Origin of the sequence: Pseudomonas sp. PvP100 (assembly GCF_017833055.1) — a bacterium.
GTDB lineage: Bacteria > Pseudomonadota > Gammaproteobacteria > Pseudomonadales > Pseudomonadaceae > Aquipseudomonas > Aquipseudomonas syringae.
In genome coordinates this window covers 1,560,062-1,582,422 of record NZ_JAFIBO010000001.1, presented here as the reverse complement: position 1 = coordinate 1,582,422, position 22,361 = coordinate 1,560,062, and the positions used below count along the sequence as shown (strand labels likewise).

The 22,361-nt window shown below is 58.8% G+C and carries 17 protein-coding genes; 3 read left to right on the top strand and 14 right to left on the bottom strand.

Annotation, left to right across the window (positions count from 1 at the left end):
* Positions 1–3 precede the first annotated feature (3 nt).
* The 9 genes from JOE39_RS06830 to JOE39_RS06790 form a co-directional block, all read right to left on the bottom strand.
* Positions 4–777: an aldolase/citrate lyase family protein gene (locus tag JOE39_RS06830; protein ID WP_004404492.1), complete on the bottom strand. Its 774-nt coding sequence runs from the start codon at positions 775–777 to the stop codon at positions 4–6.
* Positions 777–2,645, bottom strand: a complete 1,869-nt coding sequence (locus tag JOE39_RS06825) for an IucA/IucC family protein (RefSeq protein WP_004404501.1) — start codon at positions 2,643–2,645, stop codon at positions 777–779. The genes JOE39_RS06830 and JOE39_RS06825 overlap by 1 nt, the downstream gene beginning before the upstream one ends.
* Before the next feature lie 21 nt (positions 2,646–2,666).
* The gene (locus tag JOE39_RS06820; RefSeq protein WP_003420556.1) at positions 2,667–4,073 is read right to left on the bottom strand and encodes a DHA2 family efflux MFS transporter permease subunit; all 1,407 of its coding nucleotides are present in this window, start codon (positions 4,071–4,073) and stop codon (positions 2,667–2,669) included.
* Positions 4,070–5,278 carry a type III PLP-dependent enzyme gene (locus JOE39_RS06815; protein WP_004404507.1) on the bottom strand — a complete coding sequence of 403 codons (1,209 nt, stop codon included), beginning with the start codon at positions 5,276–5,278 and terminating at the stop codon, positions 4,070–4,072. The genes JOE39_RS06820 and JOE39_RS06815 overlap by 4 nt, the downstream gene beginning before the upstream one ends.
* Positions 5,271–7,055 carry an IucA/IucC family protein gene (locus JOE39_RS06810; RefSeq protein ID WP_057445673.1) on the bottom strand — a complete coding sequence of 595 codons (1,785 nt, stop codon included), beginning with the start codon at positions 7,053–7,055 and terminating at the stop codon, positions 5,271–5,273. The genes JOE39_RS06815 and JOE39_RS06810 overlap by 8 nt, the downstream gene beginning before the upstream one ends.
* 197 nt (positions 7,056–7,252) lie before the next feature.
* Positions 7,253–8,629, bottom strand: coding sequence for a diaminobutyrate--2-oxoglutarate transaminase (locus JOE39_RS06805; protein ID WP_024665124.1), 1,377 nt, complete (start codon positions 8,627–8,629; stop codon positions 7,253–7,255).
* A gap of 345 nt (positions 8,630–8,974) precedes the next feature.
* Positions 8,975–11,383, bottom strand: a complete 2,409-nt coding sequence (locus JOE39_RS06800; protein WP_024665123.1) for a TonB-dependent receptor — start codon at positions 11,381–11,383, stop codon at positions 8,975–8,977.
* A gap of 69 nt (positions 11,384–11,452) precedes the next feature.
* Positions 11,453–12,418: a FecR family protein gene (locus JOE39_RS06795; protein ID WP_004404516.1), complete on the bottom strand. Its 966-nt coding sequence runs from the start codon at positions 12,416–12,418 to the stop codon at positions 11,453–11,455.
* A complete protein-coding gene (locus JOE39_RS06790; RefSeq protein ID WP_003318943.1) occupies positions 12,415–12,924 on the bottom strand; it encodes a sigma-70 family RNA polymerase sigma factor in 510 nt (169 codons plus the stop codon). The genes JOE39_RS06795 and JOE39_RS06790 overlap by 4 nt, the downstream gene beginning before the upstream one ends.
* A gap of 952 nt (positions 12,925–13,876) precedes the next feature.
* Between JOE39_RS06790 and JOE39_RS06785 the strand changes: the two genes are divergently transcribed.
* The 3 genes from JOE39_RS06785 to JOE39_RS06775 are packed head-to-tail and all read left to right on the top strand — an operon-like array spanning position 13,877 to position 16,696.
* Complete coding sequence (locus tag JOE39_RS06785; RefSeq protein WP_122220441.1) at positions 13,877–15,097, top strand: dTDP-4-dehydrorhamnose 3,5-epimerase family protein; 1,221 nt, start codon at positions 13,877–13,879, stop codon at positions 15,095–15,097.
* Positions 15,098–15,144: 47 nt separating this feature from the next.
* Positions 15,145–15,420: a hypothetical protein gene (locus JOE39_RS06780; protein ID WP_004404526.1), complete on the top strand. Its 276-nt coding sequence runs from the start codon at positions 15,145–15,147 to the stop codon at positions 15,418–15,420.
* Positions 15,421–15,442: 22 nt separating this feature from the next.
* Positions 15,443–16,696, top strand: a complete 1,254-nt coding sequence (locus tag JOE39_RS06775; RefSeq protein ID WP_024661777.1) for an MFS transporter — start codon at positions 15,443–15,445, stop codon at positions 16,694–16,696.
* A gap of 47 nt (positions 16,697–16,743) precedes the next feature.
* On the opposite strand, the gene JOE39_RS06770 is transcribed toward JOE39_RS06775, so the two are convergent.
* From JOE39_RS06770 to JOE39_RS06750, 5 genes are read right to left on the bottom strand one after another with little or no spacing between them, the layout of a single operon-like run.
* Positions 16,744–17,919 (bottom strand): MFS transporter, encoded by a 1,176-nt coding sequence (locus JOE39_RS06770; RefSeq protein ID WP_024665121.1) that lies wholly within the window; start codon positions 17,917–17,919, stop codon positions 16,744–16,746.
* Positions 17,920–17,941: 22 nt separating this feature from the next.
* On the bottom strand, positions 17,942–18,562 hold the full coding sequence (locus JOE39_RS06765) for a hypothetical protein (protein WP_024661779.1): 621 nt from the start codon (positions 18,560–18,562) through the stop codon (positions 17,942–17,944).
* A 10-nt stretch (positions 18,563–18,572) separates the two neighbouring features.
* A complete protein-coding gene (locus JOE39_RS06760) occupies positions 18,573–20,054 on the bottom strand; it encodes an aminotransferase class III-fold pyridoxal phosphate-dependent enzyme (protein ID WP_024661780.1) in 1,482 nt (493 codons plus the stop codon).
* A complete protein-coding gene (locus JOE39_RS06755; RefSeq protein ID WP_003383659.1) occupies positions 20,051–20,734 on the bottom strand; it encodes a class II aldolase/adducin family protein in 684 nt (227 codons plus the stop codon). Before JOE39_RS06755 ends, JOE39_RS06760 begins: the two co-directional genes overlap by 4 nt.
* Complete coding sequence (locus JOE39_RS06750; protein ID WP_057445675.1) at positions 20,731–22,359, bottom strand: FGGY-family carbohydrate kinase; 1,629 nt, start codon at positions 22,357–22,359, stop codon at positions 20,731–20,733. Before JOE39_RS06750 ends, JOE39_RS06755 begins: the two co-directional genes overlap by 4 nt.
* Positions 22,360–22,361 lie beyond the last annotated feature (2 nt).

The window sequence follows — 22,361 nt, the reverse complement described above, 5'->3', positions numbered from 1 at the left end:
GGTTTATTTTCCTTCTGCTGAATGTTGAGCCAGGCGGGCCTGAAGCGCGCGAAAGGCAATGCCGCGCTCATCCCCGAGGACAAAGGTGTTGACCCCGCGAGCCTGCCAACGGGCAGCGTCACCGGGTTGACGAGGGATCGCGCAATAGGCGACGCCCGCCGCGTGGGTGGCTTGCCAAGTCGCAATCAACGCGTTTTGTACATCTGGTTGATCGATCTGCCAGGGCATGCCCAGTGACTGCGACAGGTCTGCCGCGCCTTCAAGAATCATGTCCAGCCCCGGCACGCTGGCGATCTCGGCGGCACGGCGTACGCCTTCGGCGCTTTCGATCATCGCCACCACCATGATCTGTTGATTGGCGGCCTCCACGTACTGCGCCAGGCTGTGCTTGCCGAACGAGCCGGGACGTCCGGCATTGAGGCTGCGACGACCCAGCGGGTGGTATTTGCAGGCGGCAATCGCATCCGCCAGTTGCTCGGGGCTCTCTATCATCGGCAAGACAATGCCCTGCGCGCCGCCATCGAGCAGGCGCAGCAGGGTTTTCGGGTTGAGATCGGCGACCCGCACCAGTGGTGTGAGGTCGTAGCTCTCTGCCACACGGATCATGTTTTCCACGGTTTCCGGGTTGATCAGGACGTGTTCCATGTCGATGATCACGAAGTCGAACCCGGCCTCGGCGATCAACTCGATGGCGGCCGGGGCCGGGATCGAACTGATCACCCCGTGTGCAGGCTGTCCGTCGGCAATTCTGCTTTTGAGCGTATTGGTCCTCAGCATCATTGCGGCCTGTAGGTGTGCAGTGGGTTCGGTACCGAGCGGAAGCGACGCTCGCCATCCCCCAGCAGTCGACGCTTGGTCAGCTCTTCCACTTCGTACGACGGCGCAAACACGTCAAACAGCCCGAAACGGTCGCGGTGCTGCGGGTGAGCACGCTGATAGTCGAGAATGACGTCGGCGGTCATCTGCCAGAACAGTGCTTCGTCCAGCTGGTATTGCTGACGCAGGAAAATCGCCATTTCAGCCAGGCAGATGAAGAAGAAACAGTCACAGGAGAAATCGCGCACCGCGTTGACGTCATCGGTGATGATGAACGAGTTGCGGTTGAGTTTTGCATGGCTGGCGGGCAGCGGAACCAGCTCTGGGCACAGTTCGGGACGTCCGAGGTGCGCAGGTGAATAACGCACGCCGTCATGGAAGTCCTTGAGGGCGATGCGCTGCGGCCAGCCCTGCTTGACGATCAGCACGATGTTCTGGCCGTGGGACTCCATGCCGATGCCTTCGGCATAGAGCATGTGAATGATCGGCGGTACCGTGACCTGCAGCAGTTGCCGGGTCCATTCCTTGAGCCCGTACTGGCTGACCCAAGCATCTATGAACGGCGTCTGCTGGCCATCACCGTAACGGTTTTCTACATGGCTGAGGCCGTTGAACGGCACCGCCTGCTCGTCGTCCCGGAGGTACTGATGCAGGCTTTCCCGCCATATGGCGCCCAGCGTGCCGTAGGTCTGCGCCGAACGCGATTCCGGCAGATGGCGGTAATCGAAGCTCACCCCCGCCACCTCACCGAGAATCACGAAATCCAGCGCACGAGCGGTGCTGTCGGTTGCGATCAACTGGTGCAGCCAATCGGTGATGATCGGGCCGTTCAACACCGTGTGGCGCGCCAGGATGCGTGTGCTGGAGGTGTTGGTCATGCTCATCGCCAGCTTGACGTATGGGCGCTGTGGCTGACTGGCGTTGGCCAGCGTGCGAATCGACTGCTGAGCCTTGTAGCTATCGGTCGACGTACCCAGGTAAATCAGCTCGCCGCTGGCCAGTTCCGGGTAGAAGGTAGACACCGTGACGTTATCCCACTGCCACGGATGCACCGGCATCAGTTGATAGTCGTCGATGGACTTGCCCTGCGCGGCTAGATCCCGAGTTATTTCCTGCCAGCGTTGTGTGCCCAGCTCCTGACGGATGAACGCCTGAAAATCCATGCTCCGCGAGTGGCCGACCGAGGCGCTCGATTTCGCCACGGCCAGCCAGACCACCGCGAAAGGCGTGGCAAATTCTGGTCCGTAGTGGCGGTTGTCAGCCAGGGAAAAGCCGATCCGCGACTTGTAACATGGGTGATAGCTGTGGGCATCCATGAAGTGCTGCTCCAGCGCGTCGACATCCAGCTGATGCGCTGGTCTGGCGGGCTGATAACCCTGATTACGGGCCTGCAAGTCCTTGAGCTGGGTCTGCTCGATTTCCTGGATGAAGCGTGTCAGGTGCGGGCTGTCCTTGAACGGGCTGAGCAGCTCGGTCAACGCCAGATGCAGATCCGGCACGCTGCGTTCGCCGGCACTGTCCACCCGCTCAAGCGTGGCGTGATCGAGGCGGATCAGCTCAAAGCTGGTGCTCAGCAGACCCTCGCAGTGGTATTCCACACCGCCACTGACGGCCACTGCAAAACGATGCCGATGATCATCCAGCGGCTCACAGCGGTAAGGCAGCGCAGCCTCGTACAGCAGGGTTTGCAGCAGTTGGCCGATCACGCGGCGTTGCACTTGCTGATAGCGCTCGGCGCTGACGTCGGCCAGCCAGGCACCAGTACCCGTCGTAGTCGTTGTCGTTGTTGTCGAAGCGGCGTTACGTTGCAGCGGTAAAGGGGTAGCCATGTTCATACCTCGAACGAAAAATTATCGGGGTTCGACCGCGTCGGGCTGGGCCTCGGCGCGCTCGTCGTTAAGGGGGAAACGCCAGGCACAGGGCAGTGCCAGCAGGATCAGCAGGCCGGTGGCGATGAACACCTCACTGATGGCAGAGGGCGTGGCGGCCGGTCCCGCGGTGTTGAGGCGAAACTCCAGCCACAGCGATGCGATGACGATGGCCAGCGACGCGACCAGACGCCGGGAAATGTTGTTCATCGCAGCGCCCTGAGTGACCATCGGCTCGGGCAAGGCATTGAGCCCCGCCGTGGTCACTGGCATGTAGGAGAGCCCGAGGCCGGCGCCACGAATCATCATCAGCACGAACACCACGCCGATCGCGGCATCGGCCTTGAGCATGCCCAGCGCCAGGGTCGAAACGCCGGTCAACAGCAGTCCGACGGCGACGACGGTGCGCGGGCCATGGCGGTCCAGTGCCTTGCCGCCCCACTGGCCGAACAGGCTCGCGAAGCTGGCGGTACACAGCAGCGCCAGGCCGGTCCAGATCGGGTTGTAGCCCAGCACGCTCTGCACCAGCAGCGGCAACAGCACCAGACACTCGAACATGCCGACCGATTGCACCACGGCGATGATCACGCTCAGGCGATAACCGCGCAGGTTGAACAGGCGCAGATTCAGCAGCGGTGCCTGTCGACTCAACTCGACACGTACGAACGCCACCAGACAAGCCACCGCGACCAGCACCATGGCCTGATTGACCGGATCGAGCAGCGCCTGGGCATGGTGCATGCGGCTGATGGCGATCATCAGCAAGCCGATGCCCGACGCCACCAGCAGGTAGCCGATCAGGTCGAACGGCTTGCGCTCGGCAGGTTCGGAGTCCGGCAGCACGCCGACGCCCAGCAGCAGTGCCAGCAGGCCGATGGGTACATTCATCAGGAACAGCGAGCGCCAGCTGAACCACTCCAGCATCAGGCTGCCACACAGCGGACCAAGCGCCGGTGCGAGCATCACTGCTGCGCTCCAAAGCCCGGTCACTCTGCCCCGTTCGTGCTTTTCATACACCGAGAAGATGATCGCCAGCGACAACGGGATCATCAGCCCGCTGGCAATGCCCTGTACCACCCGTGCGGTGATCACCAGTGCGATGGAGTCGGCCAGCGCGCCCAACAGCGAACCGCCAATGAAAAGCGCCACACCCCACAGGTACAAGCGTTTGCGTCCGATGCGCTGACTGAGGAAGCTGGTGAGCGGCATGGTCATGCCCATGCTGGTCATGAATCCGGCGACAATCCAGGTGGCCAGCAGCGGGCCGATCCTGAACGCCTCCATGAAGGTCGGCAGCGCCGGGTTGAGCGAGCTGTTGCTCAGGCTGACCGTCAGCGTACCGAGCAGCACGTTGAACACCACCCAGCGGCGTGGGACGTTAAAACTCATTGGCGAACCCGTTCACCGTTGCGCACGAAGTGCTGTGACGGTCTTGGATGGCAGAGAAAGTCGGCGTGGGAAATGTTGTAGCCATACGCCCCCGCCAAAGGCAGGACCAGCAGATCACCAATGTTCACGCCTTTGAGTGGCTGGCGACGGCTCAGTACGTCCTTGGGCGTGCACAGCTGCCCGACAATGGTGTAAGCCTGCTCTGACGACTCAGTGCTCTGCGGCGCAGTCGGCAGGTGGATAACCGGATGGTCATGGCTTTGCGCGACCGGCAGGCGAAACTGGTGAGTTCCGCCTCGGCAGACCAGAAAATGCTCGCCGTGGCTGGTTTTGCTGTCCAGCACCTCGATGGCGTAATAGCCGCAATAGGCACTGATGAAGCGTCCCGGCTCGAAGCGCAGGATCGGCGCATCGTGCTGCTCGCCCAGGCGTTTTTCCAGATAGCGGCACAGCCGCTGCCAGTCGAACTGCTGACTGTTGAGGTAATCGACGCCAATACCGCCGCCGACGTTGAAATGGGTGAGCTGGCCTGGGTCGCGGGCCAGAGCCTTCCATTCCTGCCAGCGCTGCAGGTAGAAATCGAGCAACTGCTCATGACGTTCGACCGACATCTGATGCGACATGGCGTGTACATGGAAGCCCTTGAGCATCAGGTGACTGGCGTTGTCCACGCGTCTGACCGCCTCGGCCAGGTCGGCTTCGTCAATGCCGAACGGTGTCGCGGTCCCGGCCATCGCCAGCCTGCTCGACTGCGCAGCGGGCAGTTGCGGGTTGATGCGCAGGAATACCGGCTGCACGCGCCCCGCTTGTTCGGCTAGCTGCTGCAGACGCGCGATTTCGTTGAGGCTCTCCAGGTGGATAGCTTCAACCTTGTTCAGCAACGCCGAGCGCAGATCGGAATCGAGTTTGCCTGGGCCCGAGAACACGTAGGGCTTGCGTGTCGGACAGGCCATCACCCGCTCGATCTCGCCCCCAGAGGAAATTTCAAAGCCACTGACCAGCGGGGCGATGGTTTCCAGCATCAGCGCTTCGCTGTTGGCCTTGATCGCGTAATACAGCTCGACACCTGCCGGCAGCGCCGCCATGACTTCACTGACATGCTGCTGCAGCGCGTCCAGATCGTAGACAAAGGCCGCCAGCGGATCGGTTTCCAGCGCCCGAACCTCTTTGATGGCCGCCAGTACGGTTTCCGGCACCTTATGCATAACGTGCCTCCGTGGCCCACGGCGATGCAAGACGCACATAGTTGGCTTCGCGGTCAGCCTTGGCGGCAAGCCGGACCTTGAGGTTGGTCTTGCAGGCAATCGACTGGCCAGCGATCAGCGCGTCCAGCTCGGGTGCAGGCAGCATCAGTTCGTCACGAATACGCTGCAATTGTCGCTCGACGCGCTGCCACATCAGTGGTGCCAGGTGCGGACGCTCCCAGCTTAAGGCCAATACCGCCTCGGACAGGTTGTTGATCAGCAGGCAATAGGTAATGCGGTTCCAGCCCTGTTCGCGGGTGTAGAGCAAAGACTGGCGAATTCTCGGGTGCAGCCCCACCTGAATCGCCTTGATGCCCAGCTCTTCGGTGAGCTTGACGCCTTCGAAGTCGCGCAACAGCAGTTGTTGCGGGCGTCCGTTATCGTGAATCAGCACTGCATTCTGCAAATGCGGCTCCATCACGATGCCATGATTGAAGAACAGCGCCATGACCGGGCTCAGCAGCAAGGACTGGTACTCATCGAACCAGTCCAGCAGGTGCTGATCCTCGAGTTCCCGACCATTGAAGCGCTCGAGGAAGTCGTGCACCAGTGGGCGTGAACGCAGATCACGGGCAAACAGTGTGCCCGCCATCACGCTGCAATCGGCGCCGGAGCGGCGGCAGAAGTTTTCCCGCAGAATGGCGCCGGTCTGCTCGCGAAACCAGTGACCGTCCGCCTCACTCACGCCTTTGGGAGCCCAGCTCATCGAGCCGGGTTCGGCGACTGTAGACAGCCCGCCGAGGGTTTCCGGGCGTGTTTGCTGCAGGCGCTGGAACAGTTCGTCGATGATCAGTGTGCTTTCCAGCTCATACCACGCGTTTTTCCTCACGCAATTGGTGATGCGCACATTCAGCGAGCCCTTGATGAAGTAGTCGTGCCCCTCGATGTACCAGGTGCGCATCGACGCCGTCGGGCTGGCCAGCAGGCCACTGGCACCCAGGTCCGAGATGTCGCCCAGTTCGAGCAGACGTTGCACGCGACGGTCCTGCATGAACAATTGCGCCTGTACCGGATGCATGCAGATCAGCGCATGCCCGGGTCGGGCCCGCGACTGGTCAGCGAAGCCTGCCATCACCTCTGAATCGCTCAAGCCGTTGGAGGTGATTCGCAGCCCTTCCAGCGGCACTTCGAACAGATGCAGCGCAGTCTGCGCCTGAAACTCCGGGGCATAGGTCTCCTGGGCCAGATGCTCAGGCCACAGGCGCGCCTTGGGCGCCGGATGGTTGGGATGGCCGAACCACAAACCCTGCTCACTGGCCAGATAGCCGCTGAGTGGCTCCGGGTGTTGACCGGTCATGTTATGGGCAACGATGGCGGCAGTCAGGTGCTGGCTCTGCAGGACCTGATCCAGCAGTTCGTCATTGCTGGCACGGGTCATGTGCTCACAGGCTGTCAACAGTTGTCGGGCGAATTCGGCAAACGCAAGGCAGCGCCAAGTGCTCTGCCCCTGACGTGCGTAGACATCGGAAAGGTAGCGATGGCTGCCCAAATGGTCGCGGCGGTCCACCAGGACAAAGAACTGCTGCTGATTGGGCAGGCTGATGGTGAGCGGAATGCCCTTCCATTGCCCACCATCCACGAAACTGCCCGGCGCTATGCCTTGCATGCCTTCAGGCCAGGTGTAATGCAGGCACTCTTCCGGCAGTGCGAATTCCTTGATCAGGCAATTGAGTAACGCGCGAGTGGTTGCCAACTCGCTCACCATGTTTGATAAGACGGTGCGATCGGTATTAGTCATGTCTGCTCCACAGTCGCCTTTACGCTGACCGTTTAAATGACGTCGCAACAAACGTTGATTTATCGCTTGCGGCACAACAATCGAGCTGTCGAGGTCCGATAAGTTCGCCCAGCCAAACGTTGTGTGCGGGTAGTGTTTCAGTCGTGATGTCAGTGTCACGGATGACTTACTGTTTATCCCTGCTTATCACCTGAGTTTCATTGGCGCAGCTGGGACAGTGCCGCCTTGAGCGCTTGTTCGAAACGCTGGATCACTAATTGGCATTGCTCTTCGGTAATGATCAATGGCGGCAATAAGCGAATGACGTTGCCATTGCGACCACCCCGTTCAAGTAACAACCCCTGTTTGAAACAATGCTGTTGAATGGCAACAGCCAGGTCCGGGTCCATCGGCAGGCTGCCGAGGCGGTCCGCCGGTTTGCGCTCGTCCACTATCTCTATGCCCAGCATCAGACCGCGGCCGCGCACATTGCCAATCGCCGGATAGCGTTGTTGCAACAGACCGAGCTGTTCTTTGAGCCAGTCGCCACGTTTTGCGGCCTGGCCGGCAAGGTTCTGTCGTTGCAGCACTTCAAGGGTCGCCAGGCCGGTCGCCATGGCCATCTGGTTGCCACGAAAGGTGCCGGCATGATTGCCTGGAGACCAGGCGTCGAACTCGCGTTTGAAACCCAGCACTGCCAACGGCAGACCGCCGCCGACCGCCTTGGACATGACGATGACGTCGGGTTCGATCTGCGCGTGTTCGAAGGCAAACATCTTGCCGGTGCGGCCAAAGCCGGCCTGTACTTCATCCAGAATCAGCAGAATGCCGTGTTTGCGGGTGACCTCGCGAATCTGCCGCAGCCATGCCGCAGGTGCCGGATTGACACCGCCCTCGCCCTGCACCGCTTCCAGAATCACCGCCGCCGGCAGCGACACACCGCTTTCCACGTCCTCGATGAACTGGGTGAAGTAGTAACTTAGCGCTTCGGTACCGGCCTCGCCGCCAATGCCCAGCGGGCAGCGGTATTCATGGGGGTACGGCAGGAACTGCACACCGGGCATCAGATTAGCGACGGCGTTTTTTGGCCCTGTGTTGCCGGTCAGCGCCAGGGCACCGTGGGTCATACCGTGATAGGCGCCGGAAAAGCTGATGATGTTATGGCGACCGGTGGCGGTCTTGGCCAGCTTGATCGCGGCTTCGACGGCGTCTGCCCCGGATGGACCGCAGAATTGCAGGCAGTAATCACGTCCCTGTCCTGGCAGCAGACTCAGCAGCGTTTCGCTGAAGGCGTCCTTGACCGCAGTGGTCAGATCAAGGGTGTGCATAGGCATGCCCGAGGTCAGAAAGCTGTCGAGACTGGCCATGATGGCTTCGTGATTGTGGCCCAATGCCAATGTTCCGGCGCCGGCCAGGCAGTCCAGATACGTGGTCCCTTCAACATCCGTGACCCACACGCCATGTGCCTTGGCGATCGCCAATGGCAACTTGCGTGGGTAACTCCTTACATTCGATTCAAACTTGCTCTGCCTGTCCAGATAGTTGGCATTGGTTTTCTGCGACGTAGTTGAGTGCAATAAGCCATTATTCAACATCTGTAAGTCCTCACTGGATTTCCGGATGCAAATTATTATCATTTACCTGAAAGTGCAACCCATTGTTGCGAAAAACAAGATGAAATTTAAATAAACTTTTTGCGTGCCTGATAATGAACAAGGCACACAGTTATGCCGACAGGATTAATCGGTATAACTCAATGTGCCACTATTGAAGGTGGCTATTGTTATTTTGGCGTTATGACAAAACAGCCTATCTAAATAACAAACTGTTGTGTCGCCGTTGAGGTTGATTATTTAATGCTGCACACAGTTTATCCCTCGATGAGGACTGCCGGTCGTTCGCTATACACGTGAGCCCTTCCCTGGGCGTCACGTATCGACTCAGAAACCGACGGTGGCCGACAACAGATAGGTACGCGGCGTCGACAGGGTCAGCCCCGGCTCGCTGTCGTCCGACGCGCCGGCCGAGCTCCAGTAGTACTTGTTCATCACGTTCTCGACATTGGCCCGCAGCGTGATGTCCTTCTGATCGACCTTGAAGGCATACCGCGCCCCTACGTCGAAACGCTCCGATGAATCGATGCTTTTGCTGTTGGCCTGATCCAGATACTGCGAACCGGTATAGATACCTCGGCCGGTCAGGGTCAGGCCGTTGACGCCAGGGACGTCCCATTCGGCGCCCAGATTGACGTTGTACTTGGGGGTGGCCGGTGCGCGATTGCCGTCGAATGTGCCGTTGACGGTATTGGTCAGTTCGCTGTCGATGTACATCACTCCGCCCAGCAGACGGAAGCCCTTCATGGGCTCACCGAACATGGTCAGCTCGACACCGTCGTTACGGCGCTTGCCATTCGGGCCGAATACACGCGAGGTGGTATTGGTATCGTAGGCTGGTTGTTTGATACGGAATACGCTGGCGGTGAAGGCGAATGACCCCAGGTCATACTTGGCGCCGACCTCGACCTGACGACTGACGAACGGCGGGAAGATCTGGTCTTCGTTCACCGAGGTCGACGGAGCGATCTTGCCCTGACTCAGGCCTTCCATGTAGTTGGCGTACACCGAAAAGTCGTCGGTCACCTTGTACAGAATGCCGCCTGACGGTGAGACCTTTTCCTCGTCGTACGCGGTGTCGCCCTTCACGTCATCGGTCCAGTCATCAACCTTGACCCGCTGCCAGCGAGCGCCGAGTGTCAGCAGCAGACGGTCCTCGAAGAAGCCCAACGTGTCGGTCAGCGCCACACCGCTGAAGCGGTTCTCGGTGTAAACCTTGGAGTCGGTACGCGTTGGGTTGGAGGGAGTCGGCGTATCGACAGGGTTGTAGAGATTGCTTGGTGCGGCTGCATAGCGCGCACCACCGTTTTCAAAGTCCATGTAGAAATAGCTGGCAGCCAGATTGACCTCGTGGCTGACCGGCCCGGTAGTGAACCAGCTGCGTGCACCGGCAGTGGCTGTGCGCACATTTTCGTCGCGGGTGAAATCGCGCGGCTGAACGCTGAAGTCACCTGCGTCGTTGGTGACCGATACCGCATGGCGCAGGAAATCATGGTTACTTTTGCGCGCGCCGACACCGCCGTACAGCATGACCGAGTCGCTGAGGTCGTATTCGGCATTCACTGCACCGAAAGTATCCTTGGTGCGCGCCTTGCTCCAGGACTGCGCATAGTTGTCGCGCACATCGTTGGCGTTAGGCACCTTCGCGTTGGCACCGACCTGCACACGTTCCTGCGGCGCATCAGTGTCGCGTTCGGTGTGCCCGATGTCCGTGGACAGACGCAGGCGATCACCGCGGAAATCCAGACCCAGCACGGCCATGTCGCGATCGACGCTCTGGTGATCCCATTCAGTGTCACCGGACTGCTTCACGCCGTTGAAACGGATCCCGAACTTGTCGTCTTCGCCAAAGCGACGGGCTACGTCGACCGCAGCACCCACCTGCCCCTTGGAAGCATAGCTGGTGGTGAGCTCGGTGATCGGCTTATCCGTCGCGCGCTTGGGGACCACGTTGATCCCGCCGCCGACACTGCCTCGCGGTGAAATGCCGTTGATCAACTGGCTTGGCCCCTTGAGGATATCCACTCGTTCGGCCATTTCCATGTCGATCGTGTAAGTGGGCAGGATGCCATACAGACCGTTGTAGGAGACGTCACTGTTGAACAGGCTCAAGCCGCGAATAGTGAACTGCTCGTAACGCCCACCTGCAGGGTTGGTGGCGCGTACCGACGGGTCACTGGCGATCAGATCGCCAAGGGTTCGGGCCTGCTGGTTTTTCACCGCGTCCTTGGTGTAGGTGGTCATGCTGAATGGCGTTTCCATGAAGTCCCGGGAACCCAGCATGCCCTGCGAGCCTTTGCGCGCCACCTGACCGCCCGCGTATTCCTGACCGTCCGTGACTCCGCTGTCACCAACGATCGACGTGGGGGCGAGTTGCAAACCTGCGCTGGCGCTTTCAGGTGCCGGGATCAGCGTGTAAGCCTGCTCCCCGACGGGCATCAGCTGCAGGCCGGAACCTTGCAGCAGGCGCGCAAACCCTTCCTCGACCGCGAACTCGCCGGACAACCCCGAACTGTTACGGCCATTCACCAGCGCAGGGTCTACCGACAGATTGACCCCGGCCTGCCCGGCAAAACGGGTGAGCGCGGCGCTCAGGCTGCCGGCCGGTACCTCATAGGCGCGTCTACCCGAGGTGTCGGCCCAACTGGTCGAGATGAACAACGGACTGGAACTCAACGTCAGCAACAGGCTGAAATGCAAAAGCGGACGCAAACGGTAGGAAGACACTGCGGACATAGAGGGAAGCTCTCGTATTTTTTGTGCACTTACCTGGAATGACCAGCGAGACAAAAAAAAGGGACAGCGTTACGCACTATTTTTTGTCGAAATGTTTTTTCGAGGCGCCAGGGTCACCCAGTAACGGGTGCGCATCTGCACCTCCACCGGCAGACTGGCCGCCAGCAAAGACAGTACGCGGTCAGTATTGTCGAGCCTGAAGCTGCCCGTCACTCGAAGGTTTTCCAGCGCCGGCTCCCAGCGCAGCAGGCCCGGACGGTAGCGACCCAGCTCGCGCAGGAAATCGCCCAGCGGCTGGTTCTGCGCGCTCAGCACATCGTCACGCCAGCCAGGCAGCAAGGCGTCGAAGACACTGACAGCACCGATGCCGCTCTGCTTCAGAGTGACCTGCTGCTGCGCATTCAAGGCCAGCACAGGCCCGTGCAGGGGATAAAGCTGCACCGTGCCACTGACGACCGAAACCCGGCAGTCGCTATTATTGAGACGCACACAGACTTCACTCCGACCGACCACGATGCGGCCATAAGGACCGTTGATGGTCAGCGGCACGCTGCCAGGCACCTTGAGGGCTATTTCGCCCCGCACCAGCGTGATTGCCCGGGCGCCCATATCCACGTTCACCGCACTGTCGGTATTCAGTTGCAAGGTGCTGCCATCGGCCAGCGACAGGCGCTTGTGCTCGCCGACTGCGGTTTGCAGGTCGGCACGCCAGACATCCAGCGGCAATTGACGCCCCAGCAGCCAGACGGTGGGGACCAGCGCAACGGCCCCAAGCGCCCTTTTCAGCGTTGCGCGCCTGGCCTTGTCAGGACGATCCAGCGTCGCCATGGCCAGGTTGGCAGGCAGACCGAAAAAACGCTGACGCAGCTGTTGGGCCTTTTGCCAGGCGCGCTCATGGCTGGCGGAGCTGTCACGCCAGTGTTGCAGCATGGCGTGATCTTCATCGCTGGCACCGCCGGACTCGAGAAGCGCCAGCCACTGCGCCGCTTTGCGTACGACCTCGCGTTCTTCGTTCGAAGGTGCCGGGCGAATCACCAGTCCACCAACAGACAATGCTCGTAGGCTTGCGCCATATAGCGTTTGACGGTGCGTTCAGAAACGCTCAGGCGTTCAGCGATTTCCCGATAGCCCAGCCCCTCGAGCTGACTCCAGAGAAACGCCCGGCGCACCACTGCCGACAGGCCATCGAGCAGCTCGTCCAGCGCCTGCAGGGTTTCCAGAAGCAACCAGCGCTGCTCCGGCGACGGCACGCTTTCTTCGGGCAACTGCGCCAGCGCTTCCAGATAAGCCTGTTCAAGGCTGCGGCGAGTGTAGAAATTACTCAGCAGGCGCTTGCCCACGGTCAGCAGGTAGGCACGCGGCTCCTGCATATCGGCGATCTGCTGGGAGCTGGAGAGCACGCGCAGGAACGTATCCTGACTCAGGTCAGCCGCATCCCAGGCATTGCCCATGCGTCTGCGCAGCCAGCTTTCCAGCCAGCCATGATGATCGCGGTACAGGGAATGCAAGGTCTGCTGTGATAGCGTCGCTGCTTGAGTCATGTCAAAAGCCTTGAGCGATGGGATGCGCCAAATGAGACTGATTCTAATTAGTGTTATATCCCGAGTCCACGCTCTTTTTTTCAAAAAGCCCATCGCCGCTGCGTGAAATCGGGGCTGTCAGCCCGCAACACGTTGATCCGCGCTGCATCCGGGCGATTCACCCGGACGACAAATGAGCGCTGAAAAAGCGTCCTGCGTGTCCTGTTTGTACGTTTTCCGAGACAAAGCCTGCCAAGGATTGATCAGCCGTCCATTCAAGCTAGTGCACTCAGCGCCGCGCGATCAAGATATAGGTCTACGCCAAGCTCCGTCGTGAATGCTGACCGGGCGCGTGAAAGTGCCATGTTTGAGTTAACGCCGGGTGATCATAAGCGTCGGCCCACCGGTTAACGCGCGGGCATTCTGTTAAAAGACCGCGCCGATTCAACAATTAAAAGTGCGGTCCTCATAATGCAGCGGTTAGGCGAGCTAGAAGCGTCAAGCTATCAGTCAAACACTATCTATAGCTTTTTTAAATAAATAAAGCTTGGATGTGGTCTTGATGACCTCAACCTCCACCTAAGAGAGAGAGTACTTGGGGCGGGCAATCCAGCGACATGTATTAACAAGGGCGCACTGTCTCGGAGCACGCGCAAAAAATGAGTGATACCTAAATAGATTGCTCGTGCTTTTATCGCATGGCCCCTGCGGTAATCCCTGAGTAGACATGATAATTTTCAAAAAACCCTTCTTGCACCACTTTGGTAAGCCAGGCACAAAAATAGAGCGCCCTAGTTCAAAAAAATAATTAAAAAAATATTGACTTCGAATAATTCGCTACTCAATATTTAAGTCGCAAGGTGAGTACTCAACTGATACCCGAAAATGTTCGCGGTCTCTAGCGCTCACGCAGCCAAGGCAGGCAAGCTCTTGAACAATAAAGTTTTCAAGTGCCCAAATATGCGAGGGATCTATGTTCAAAAAAGTTGATGATGGCAGCCTTTCCTTAGCCTTTTCTATTGAAGGCTTACAGTTTGAGCCTAATCTCACATCGTTAGCTAAATCACCCACTAGTTTTTGCCATAAGAAGCTTATTTCCAGTCCCGGCCCTCTCATTTCAGACTTTGTAACTCACGAGAAAAATTTTCATTATTCTACTTATGGAATTCACGTCGGACAAGATGACCGACTCACGTTCATGGGAGATCCGATCGTTGAAATTGATGGTTTTTTCGTGGATTGTAGAGAAGGCAGTGCTACGCTTCATCGTATAGTTCGCTTGCGCTTTAAGCCCTCTTTAGAAAGACGATTGGTCATCCCCCGAGGCGTGGCGCATACATTTGATAATCTCGAAAGCATCGTGACACGCGATGAGCCTGTATGGTATGTGGATCACGACAATCCCGCATGGAATCTGGACAATGATCTGGTTTCAGTTCCTCGCTCTTCAGCGCTAGACGAGTTTCCCATCATCAGACCAAACCGGTATACATTGCCTGATGAGGCTCATCTTTTTTTGTCAAAGATATCCCAATCACTTCTTGAAAATCCGAAGTCGTACCTCGCACGTTTTTCCGTGCAAATTGCTGGCGCCAAGAAATTTGTAATGCTTGAGCCCAAGCAATGGGCAAACGATGACCGTTCATTGGCGGCGGTTGTAGAAAAAGCTAAAATCCCAGGTGTTGAAGTCAGGCGCAATCGTTACGCATTGACAGGGGGTAAATCATTTACCCTCGTACCAAACACTAATGCTTGTGTTTCAGATGTTTTGCTGCTCAAGTCAGATTACGCAGAATCCGCTGCTTACCACTGGCATGCACGCACCAGAAAAATATACACCTTCCTAAATAATGAAGGTGCTGAAATCACTCTAAGCTTTATTGACCTGAGAGAGAACTCTGAAACATTTGGACAGATGACAAACCACACAATTATTTCTGATCCCAGGATAAATATAAGAATAGAGCAAGGTATCGCTTACCGTATAACAAGCACCCAAGACATATTGATTCGTTGCGAGCATGAGGTCTTCGTTGACAAGAACGAGCCTAGAACGGACATCCCTATGTTTGGACAGGACCTTGTTCCATTATCAGATACTCTTCCTTACCCGAGAATTTCGCTCCCTACGCTACAGTGCCCGCACAGCGTAGTATACAAGATGGCAAAATTTGAACAGCATAACTTTACCTGATTGGGGTGTGCACACACTTGCTTTTCTCATAACGATGGAGATTCACTATGCAAGAAGTTATCACAACACACAGCATGTCGTGGAAAACCGAACTTGCCGCGTTGGTGGCCTCAGCCAAGGATGAAACGGAATGCGTTGCGCTGGAAGCGTTTCAAAAAGCACTGACTCCTTATTTAGATACACCTGACTCACTTCGAACGTTGTTTGGGAAAATTCAAATGTTGGCGCCCGCTGCTGAAGCGCTTGATTTGAAGAGTAATTTCGCAAGCCTCGATGAATTAAAGAGTGCGATACCTGAACACTTTGAAATCATAGCAGCCTGATGCGTTAACGCAAAAATAACGGATGGACACTGTGCACACCCTTCCCTATTCAAACAAAAAGGTACTCTATATATTTGCTTCGGTGGGCGTGCTGATTGCGCTCTCCGAAGCGGTATACGACTTGGCATTTGCCAACCTGGCCTACACGTTGACGGGCTCAACCCTGTCCGTCATGACGACGTATGCAATAGGTTACAGCGCTGAAATACTGGTCACCCTGCTAGGGGCGGGGTTTATTGATCGATTTGATAAATGGAAGCTGTTCATCGCCACGCAGATCATAAATATCATTGTTTTTACGGTGGCTGTGACGACCCTTTCGACGCCAGGCAGCTCTGTCGAACAGGTATGGTTATTTGCTTTCCTGGTTGACCTCGTACATCAGTACGTCCGGCTTATCATGTTTTCCTTTATTCCTTTCCTCTTTTCAAGGGAGGAGATAATACGGGTCAATGGCTTTCTTGCAATTATCAACGGCGTCGCCAGAGCGGTAGGGCCTGCCATTGGTGCGCTGGTGATTTTCCAGGTCGGCTTGTCCATGGCTCTTACTGCCTCAATCGTCTTCATGATGGGCGCTTTGTTTCTTGCGCTCAGTCTGTGGTCAGTGGCCGCAGGCACGAGTGTTACCCGCCCAGATGTCGAGTCTTCATCATTCAAAGCGCGTTTCCAGGAAAGCGTGACCGGCGCTTCGATGGCAACCGTGAACCTTCTAAGGTCCTCGCAGTGGCGTAATTTCCTTGCCTCTTACTCTACCTGCGTTCTGGTGATAAGCGTGCTGGCGCTCTTATGGATTCCTTTTCTCCGAGATTTCCATGCGTTTTCTCCCGAGCAAACAGGTTATCTTTATGCGCTCGGAACCACTGGCGCAGTGCTGGGAGGATTTACGATGTCGTCTTTCCAGGACAAAAGCCTAATCACCACCATACTGTCCGCCCACGCGTTAATGTTCACCGGTATCGCAATGACCCTGTGGTTCCGAGGAAGTTTCTTATGGGTGGCTGTCGGTATGTTTCTATTCCAGTTTGGTACCACTGTATATTTTCGCAGTACAGCTAGCGCCATTCAGCTTACGTTACCCAAGGAGATCATTGGAAGCTGGTACGGCGCCATTGATTTCATGAGTCGTTTTGCAGGGCTGGTGGGCGTTATTCTGGCCGGTTGGTCATACGATTGGATCGGCGCGTACTGGGTGTATTCCGTGTTGTTGGGGCTCCTTGTCCTAAGCGGACTGGCATGGAAGGCAGGAAATCAGGTCGCCTGGTTGAGCCCTTCCTGAATGAGGCTCCCGGGTTGTTCGCTCTGTAATCGCACCCAGGCGACCAATCAAACCCCGCCCACAACCCCAACCCTTCTATCAACTGCCCGCCGGTGCAGCAGCGCTATCAGGCACAAAGCCGATACCGACAGCCAGACGCTGACCAGCAGCACCGGTTGAGCGTTGTCGCCCGATACCCACTGCGACGCAAGCAGCGGTCCGAATGCGCAGCCCAGCAATTGCATGCCGGGAATGAGCCCTGCGATGCGTCCCGATGGATCGATCTGCAGCGCAATGCGCACCTGAAACGGCGTCAACATCAGGTAGATCAGGGCAAACAACGCGCACAGGCCCAGAAATACGTTAATCCCCTGATCGGCCGTTATGTACATGCCCAATGCAATGCCGGCCAGGAGAAACGCTGCGATGGCCAACATCGAGTAATCAGGCACCCTGCGTACCAGCAGAATGCCCAGGCAGCCGCCCAGCACTTGCATGAACAGCATCGCGGACACCAGCAATTGCGCCGCATGAGCGCGCAGCCCCGCGTGAATGCCCAGCGGTTCCAGATACGCCCACAGCCCGCCGACAGCCGAGAGTTGCATGAACACCAGCGTCAACAGCAGCACCTGCTTCAGATTCCATTTGAATCCTGTCGTATCCGGCTGCCTGTCAGGCTGCTGCGGCAAGCGTCCGGGTAGCCAGACAATGAACAGCACCGAGCCTGCGGTCAGCATTCCCAGAAACACGAACCCTGCATGCACGCTACGATCAGGCAGTATCAGGTACGCAAGCGCGGCGGCCATCAGTGCCTGAGCCAGGGTCTGGACGACCATGAATGCGCCAGCCACCCGGTCTGGCGCGGGCCCCTGAACGATAAGGCTGACGGCGCCCCATAACAGCAGGCCCTCGGCCAGCCCCGCCAGCGCACGTGCAGCGGTCAACGGCCCGTCGCCGGTGACATTGGCGGTGACCAGATCCATTCCGGCAGCGCAGAGGATGGCGATGACCGTCAGCAGGCGCAGGTTGAGCATCGACCGCAGCAGATCGCCCAGCACCACACCGAGCCCCAGCGCGACGATTTCACCCATCGCGACCAGCCCGACACCTTCCAGTGATACGTGGTCTTGCGCCAGTAACTCGCCAAGAAGCAACGGTTGCAGCCCTACCATCAGCACTGCGACAGAGCCCAGTGCCAAGGCCGCACTCAGGTGCCTGCGAGTTACAGCGGATGACGTTTGCATGGCATGCGCCTCTTCGGAAGTTTCAGTAACCGCGGGTTTCGGGCGGAATCCGGCCTTCGGCAAAACACTGTGCCGCCCGCTTCTCGTCTTTCATTAGCCTTCCGTTGGCCACCAGCACCACCCACCAGGGTAGTAGCGTAAGGTGCGTGCCGCATGCCTTGGCCAGCGTGTAGGCCTTGGCGCATTTCTCGAACAACTCTGCATTGAGGACCATTCGCGCCCCTGTAGTACCCATCACCACCGGGGTGCTGTCGATCACCGCAGCATTGCCCCCCCGCTTCAACAGACGCGCCAGCGGTTGTTCGGAACTGGCGGGCGTAGCCATGTGGCCTATATGGCGTGCCTGCTCATCAAATAGAATCGGCAGGACTCCGCCAAAATCCACCAGGCTTTTGGCAAAGGCACCGCCGCCGAGCAGCACGGCGCCGACGTCAGCTCGGGCCCGGTAGATCGCCGCGTGCGTCTGGCCGTCGTCCGCTGCCGAGTCGTTGCAATCAACCACCTGCGGCGCCAGGTCATCGAGTTTGCCCAGCCACATGCTCTGTCCGCCCGGCAATCGCAACGAAACACTGCTGTGCGAGTCCACCTGACCCATCAGGCGTTCACGCAGATCAAACCACTGCTGTCGAAGTGAATCGCGCATGCTGCTCACCTCACACCAGTTGAAAGACAGCGTCGAAGCGTTCAAGCGCGTCGTCGATGACATCGTCGGTGTCAGCCAGGCTGGTGTACAAACGGCTGCCGGCCAGCGTGATCAGGCCGTGAGCGGTATACGCGGCGCCCATCTCTTCCATCATGTGCTTGCGGGTCTTGGCTTCATTGCGCGCCCTCAGCAGCTTAAGCGGGTTGCCGGTATCGAGCAGCAGGACGCCGGACGTCTGCAGGTGAACAATGGAACCCATGTTGTACGCCACATAGGGCAAGCCGCGCCGGTTGATGATCTCCTCCAGGCCTGCACGCATACGGTCGCCCGCCCTTCCCGCCAGCGCCGGCGCGTTCAGGCGGCGGGCTTCGACCAGTGCGTAATAACCAGCGACGCATGACAACGGATTAGCCGACAGCGTGCCGCCGACGAACGCCCGTCGCGAGGATGTGCCAATGCCACCGGCAAGCAGTTGCATCACGTCCCGGCGCCCGCCAATGGCACCGGCCATGGGATAGCCCCCGGTCAGGCATTTGCCCAGTACCGTGATGTCCGGCATGACATTGAAGTAAGCCTGCGCGCCGCCCAGACCGGCGCGGAACCCGGTGACCACTTCGTCGAAGATCAGCAGGGCATCGAATTCGTTGCACAGCGCCCGCAGCTGTCGGTTGAAGTCGGCGTGCACCGGACGCGTGCCGCTTTCCGGGCCAAAAGGTTCGACCATAATGGCTGCGGTGCCACCACGCAGACGGTTGATTTGCAGCCTGCGGCGCAAAGCGTCGAGATTATTCGGCGGACTTTCCTGAGTGTTCGCGGTGGCGCCTCGCGGGATCCCCGTCGCTTCCATGCGCCCGGTGCCCGGCAAGCGCATGCCATAGACCAACTGGTCGCTCCAGCCGTGGTAGGCGCCGCCGATCTTGATCACCCATTTCTTGCGGGTATAGGCGCGGGCCAGGCGAACAGCGGCCATGACCGCTTCGGTGCCCGAGCCCAACAAGCGCAGCATGTCGACACCCGGCATCGATTCGCAGACCAGTTCAGCCAGTTTGACCTCGTATTCATGCAGCAAGCCGGTCACCGGCCCGCATTCGTCGAGAATCCGGTCAACCTGTTCGCGAATAGCCGGGTGATTGGAGCCCAGCAACGTCGGGCCACCTGCCTGCAGGAAGTCGGTGTAGCGATTGCCATCCACGTCGGTCAGGTGCGCACCGTGGGCCTGGGCGAAGGCCAGTGGGAACGGATAGTTGAACGCCAGGTTGTGTTGCACGCCCCCCGGTATGACCTTTTTGGCTGCCTCGGAAAGGCGCTTCGATCCTTGGCAGCGCTCGTCGAAATAGCCCATGATTTTGTTCATCGCGTCGCGCTTGATCGGGCGAATCGGCTGTTTCACCAGCTCGTCGAAGCGGCGATAGAGTGAGTCGACATCGGGCCATTGCGACACGGCCGATGCCGGAATGTCAGGGATATTGGCGGGATCGAGAGGTCTGTTCATGATTGAGTCTCTGAAAAAGGCTGAGGGCTGAGGGCGTGCGTGCCGGCGCTGGTCAGGGCGTCGATCAGGCGTGCTATTGCGACGCGCGATTCGGGTTTGCCACGGCTGTTGGCTTTGATCTGGTTGAGAAGATGGTCACGACAGAATGTTTCCAGGTCCTCCAGGCGTTTCAGGGTGGCTTCTATGTCCGGGCCACAGCACAGAACGCCGTGATTGCGCATCAGGTAGGCGTTTTGGTCAGGCCGGATGGTCTTTTCCAGCTTGCCTGCCAGCCAGCCGGAACCGGACGGCGCATAACCCACCAGCTGAATCCGCCGCCCTAGCGATTGCCATAGCGGCGGGTAAGGTACGTCCAGCGATTTGCCGAACAAGGTGCAGGCGCTGGCCAATGGTTGATGGGTATGAATGCTGCAATTGACGTCCGGGCGACTGCGCAGGACTTTCGCGTGCAGCTCGCTTTCAACCGAGGGCGAACGTTCGCCCGACAGCTGCTTGAGGTCCTTGAGTCGCAATACGCAGACGTCCTCTGGCCGCATGCTGAAGTAGTCGGTGGCCGACGGAGTGACCGCGATGTGCAATGCGTCGATACGCAGCGCAAGGTTGCCGCCGGTTGCGGCAAAGAAGCCGCGGCGTGACAGATGCCGCGACAGGTCGACGATCTGCTGTTGAACATTGCTCATGGTGCCGTCTCCTGCGATGGGTTCAACCTGCGATAGAGCGGCGCCAGACGTTTGCGGACTTCCTTGAACGTGGCGAAGCGGTCGTCATACAGGTTTCGGGTTGATTCGGAGGGTTCGTACAGCCGATCCGGCCGTTGCAGGGCCGGCAGATCGTTGAACTGCAGTTTTTCGAGCGCTACTGCAGCAATGAAGGCCGCACCGCGTGCGTTGGTCTGAATCGGGTTATGCGGCTGCTGAATGACCCGCCCGCAGACATCGGCCATGATCTGGCACCACACATCCGACTGCGCTCCGCCCCCCGTGGCGACGATGACTCCGCGCGACTGGCCGATAAACTGCGAGAACGGCTCCAGCATCCAGCGCGTGTTGTGCGCGACGCCCTCCATGAAGGCCCGGATGATGTCTTCCCGCGAATGCTCCAGTTTCAGGTTGATCAGGCCGGCACGCAGGCTCGGATCACCTACCGGAGAGCGCTCGCCACACAGCCAGGGCGTGTAGATCAGCCCCCGCGAACCCGCTGGCACTCGGGCGGCGATACGGTCCAGCAAGGCGTACACGTCCGGCTGCTGCTCATCGCTCAACAACTCGTCCGGGTGATACAGCACCTTGTCGCGCAGAAACGACAGATTGGCACCTGCCGCCGATTGCATCGCCATCGCCAGATACCGGCCTTTGACCGCACTGGGTACTGCAGCGATGTGATGGCGTACGCTGGATTTCTTGAACGGCACGTGAGCGCCGACCCACGACGAGGTGCCCAGATAAAGATGCGGAGCGAAATCACGCACGGTGGCGCCAACGGCCACGGCCGAGGTGTCCACGGCACCCGCCACCACGGGTGTGGATCGAAGCAGCCCCAGGGCATCGGCGAGCTCGGGCTTCAAGGTGCCGATGACTTCCGTCGAGCCCACCAGCTCCGGAAGTTTGCCGGCGTCGATGCCCAGTGCCCTGATCAGGCTGGCGTCGTAACGGATGTGATTAGGATCGCGATTGTCGGTCACCCAGGCGGTCAGCATCGAGTCACCTGTGGCGCAGAAGCGCCCCGACAGGCGCATGTTCATGTAGTCGAGCACATTCAGAAACTTGTGCGTCTTGTCATACCTTGCCGGGTCGTGGTCAAGGATGTAGGCCATGTGCCCGGCCGAGTCCATGCCCGACAGTGACGCCACTCCGCCGGTCAGTCGCAGCGATTTCCAGAGCTTGAGCGGCCCGTAGCCACCCAGATTGCACCAGCCTCCGCCCATGCGTCGTTTGATCGAGCCGGCGCCGCGTTTGTCCAGCCACAGCAGCGCCCGGCCAATCGCGGTCCCCTCGCGATCGACACAGACCGTGCCTTCGCTTTGCGTCGAGCAACACACGGCCACCACCTGACGACGCCTGAGCGGGTCGGCTGCCAGCAATTCGTGGGCACCGAGCAGAAACGCGTTCCACCAATCCTCGGGTTCCTGCTCGGCACTCAGGCCACTGACGTGCAGCGGCACGCCGTGAAACGCCCAGGCGCGGATGTCTCCCTCCATGGAGACCAGCGCGCACTTGCAGCCGGACGTTCCCAGGTCGATCGCGAGGACGAGTTGCTCCAGGCCGGTAGCCGCCTCAGGCGTCCGGGAAATGAAAAGCGAAGTCATAA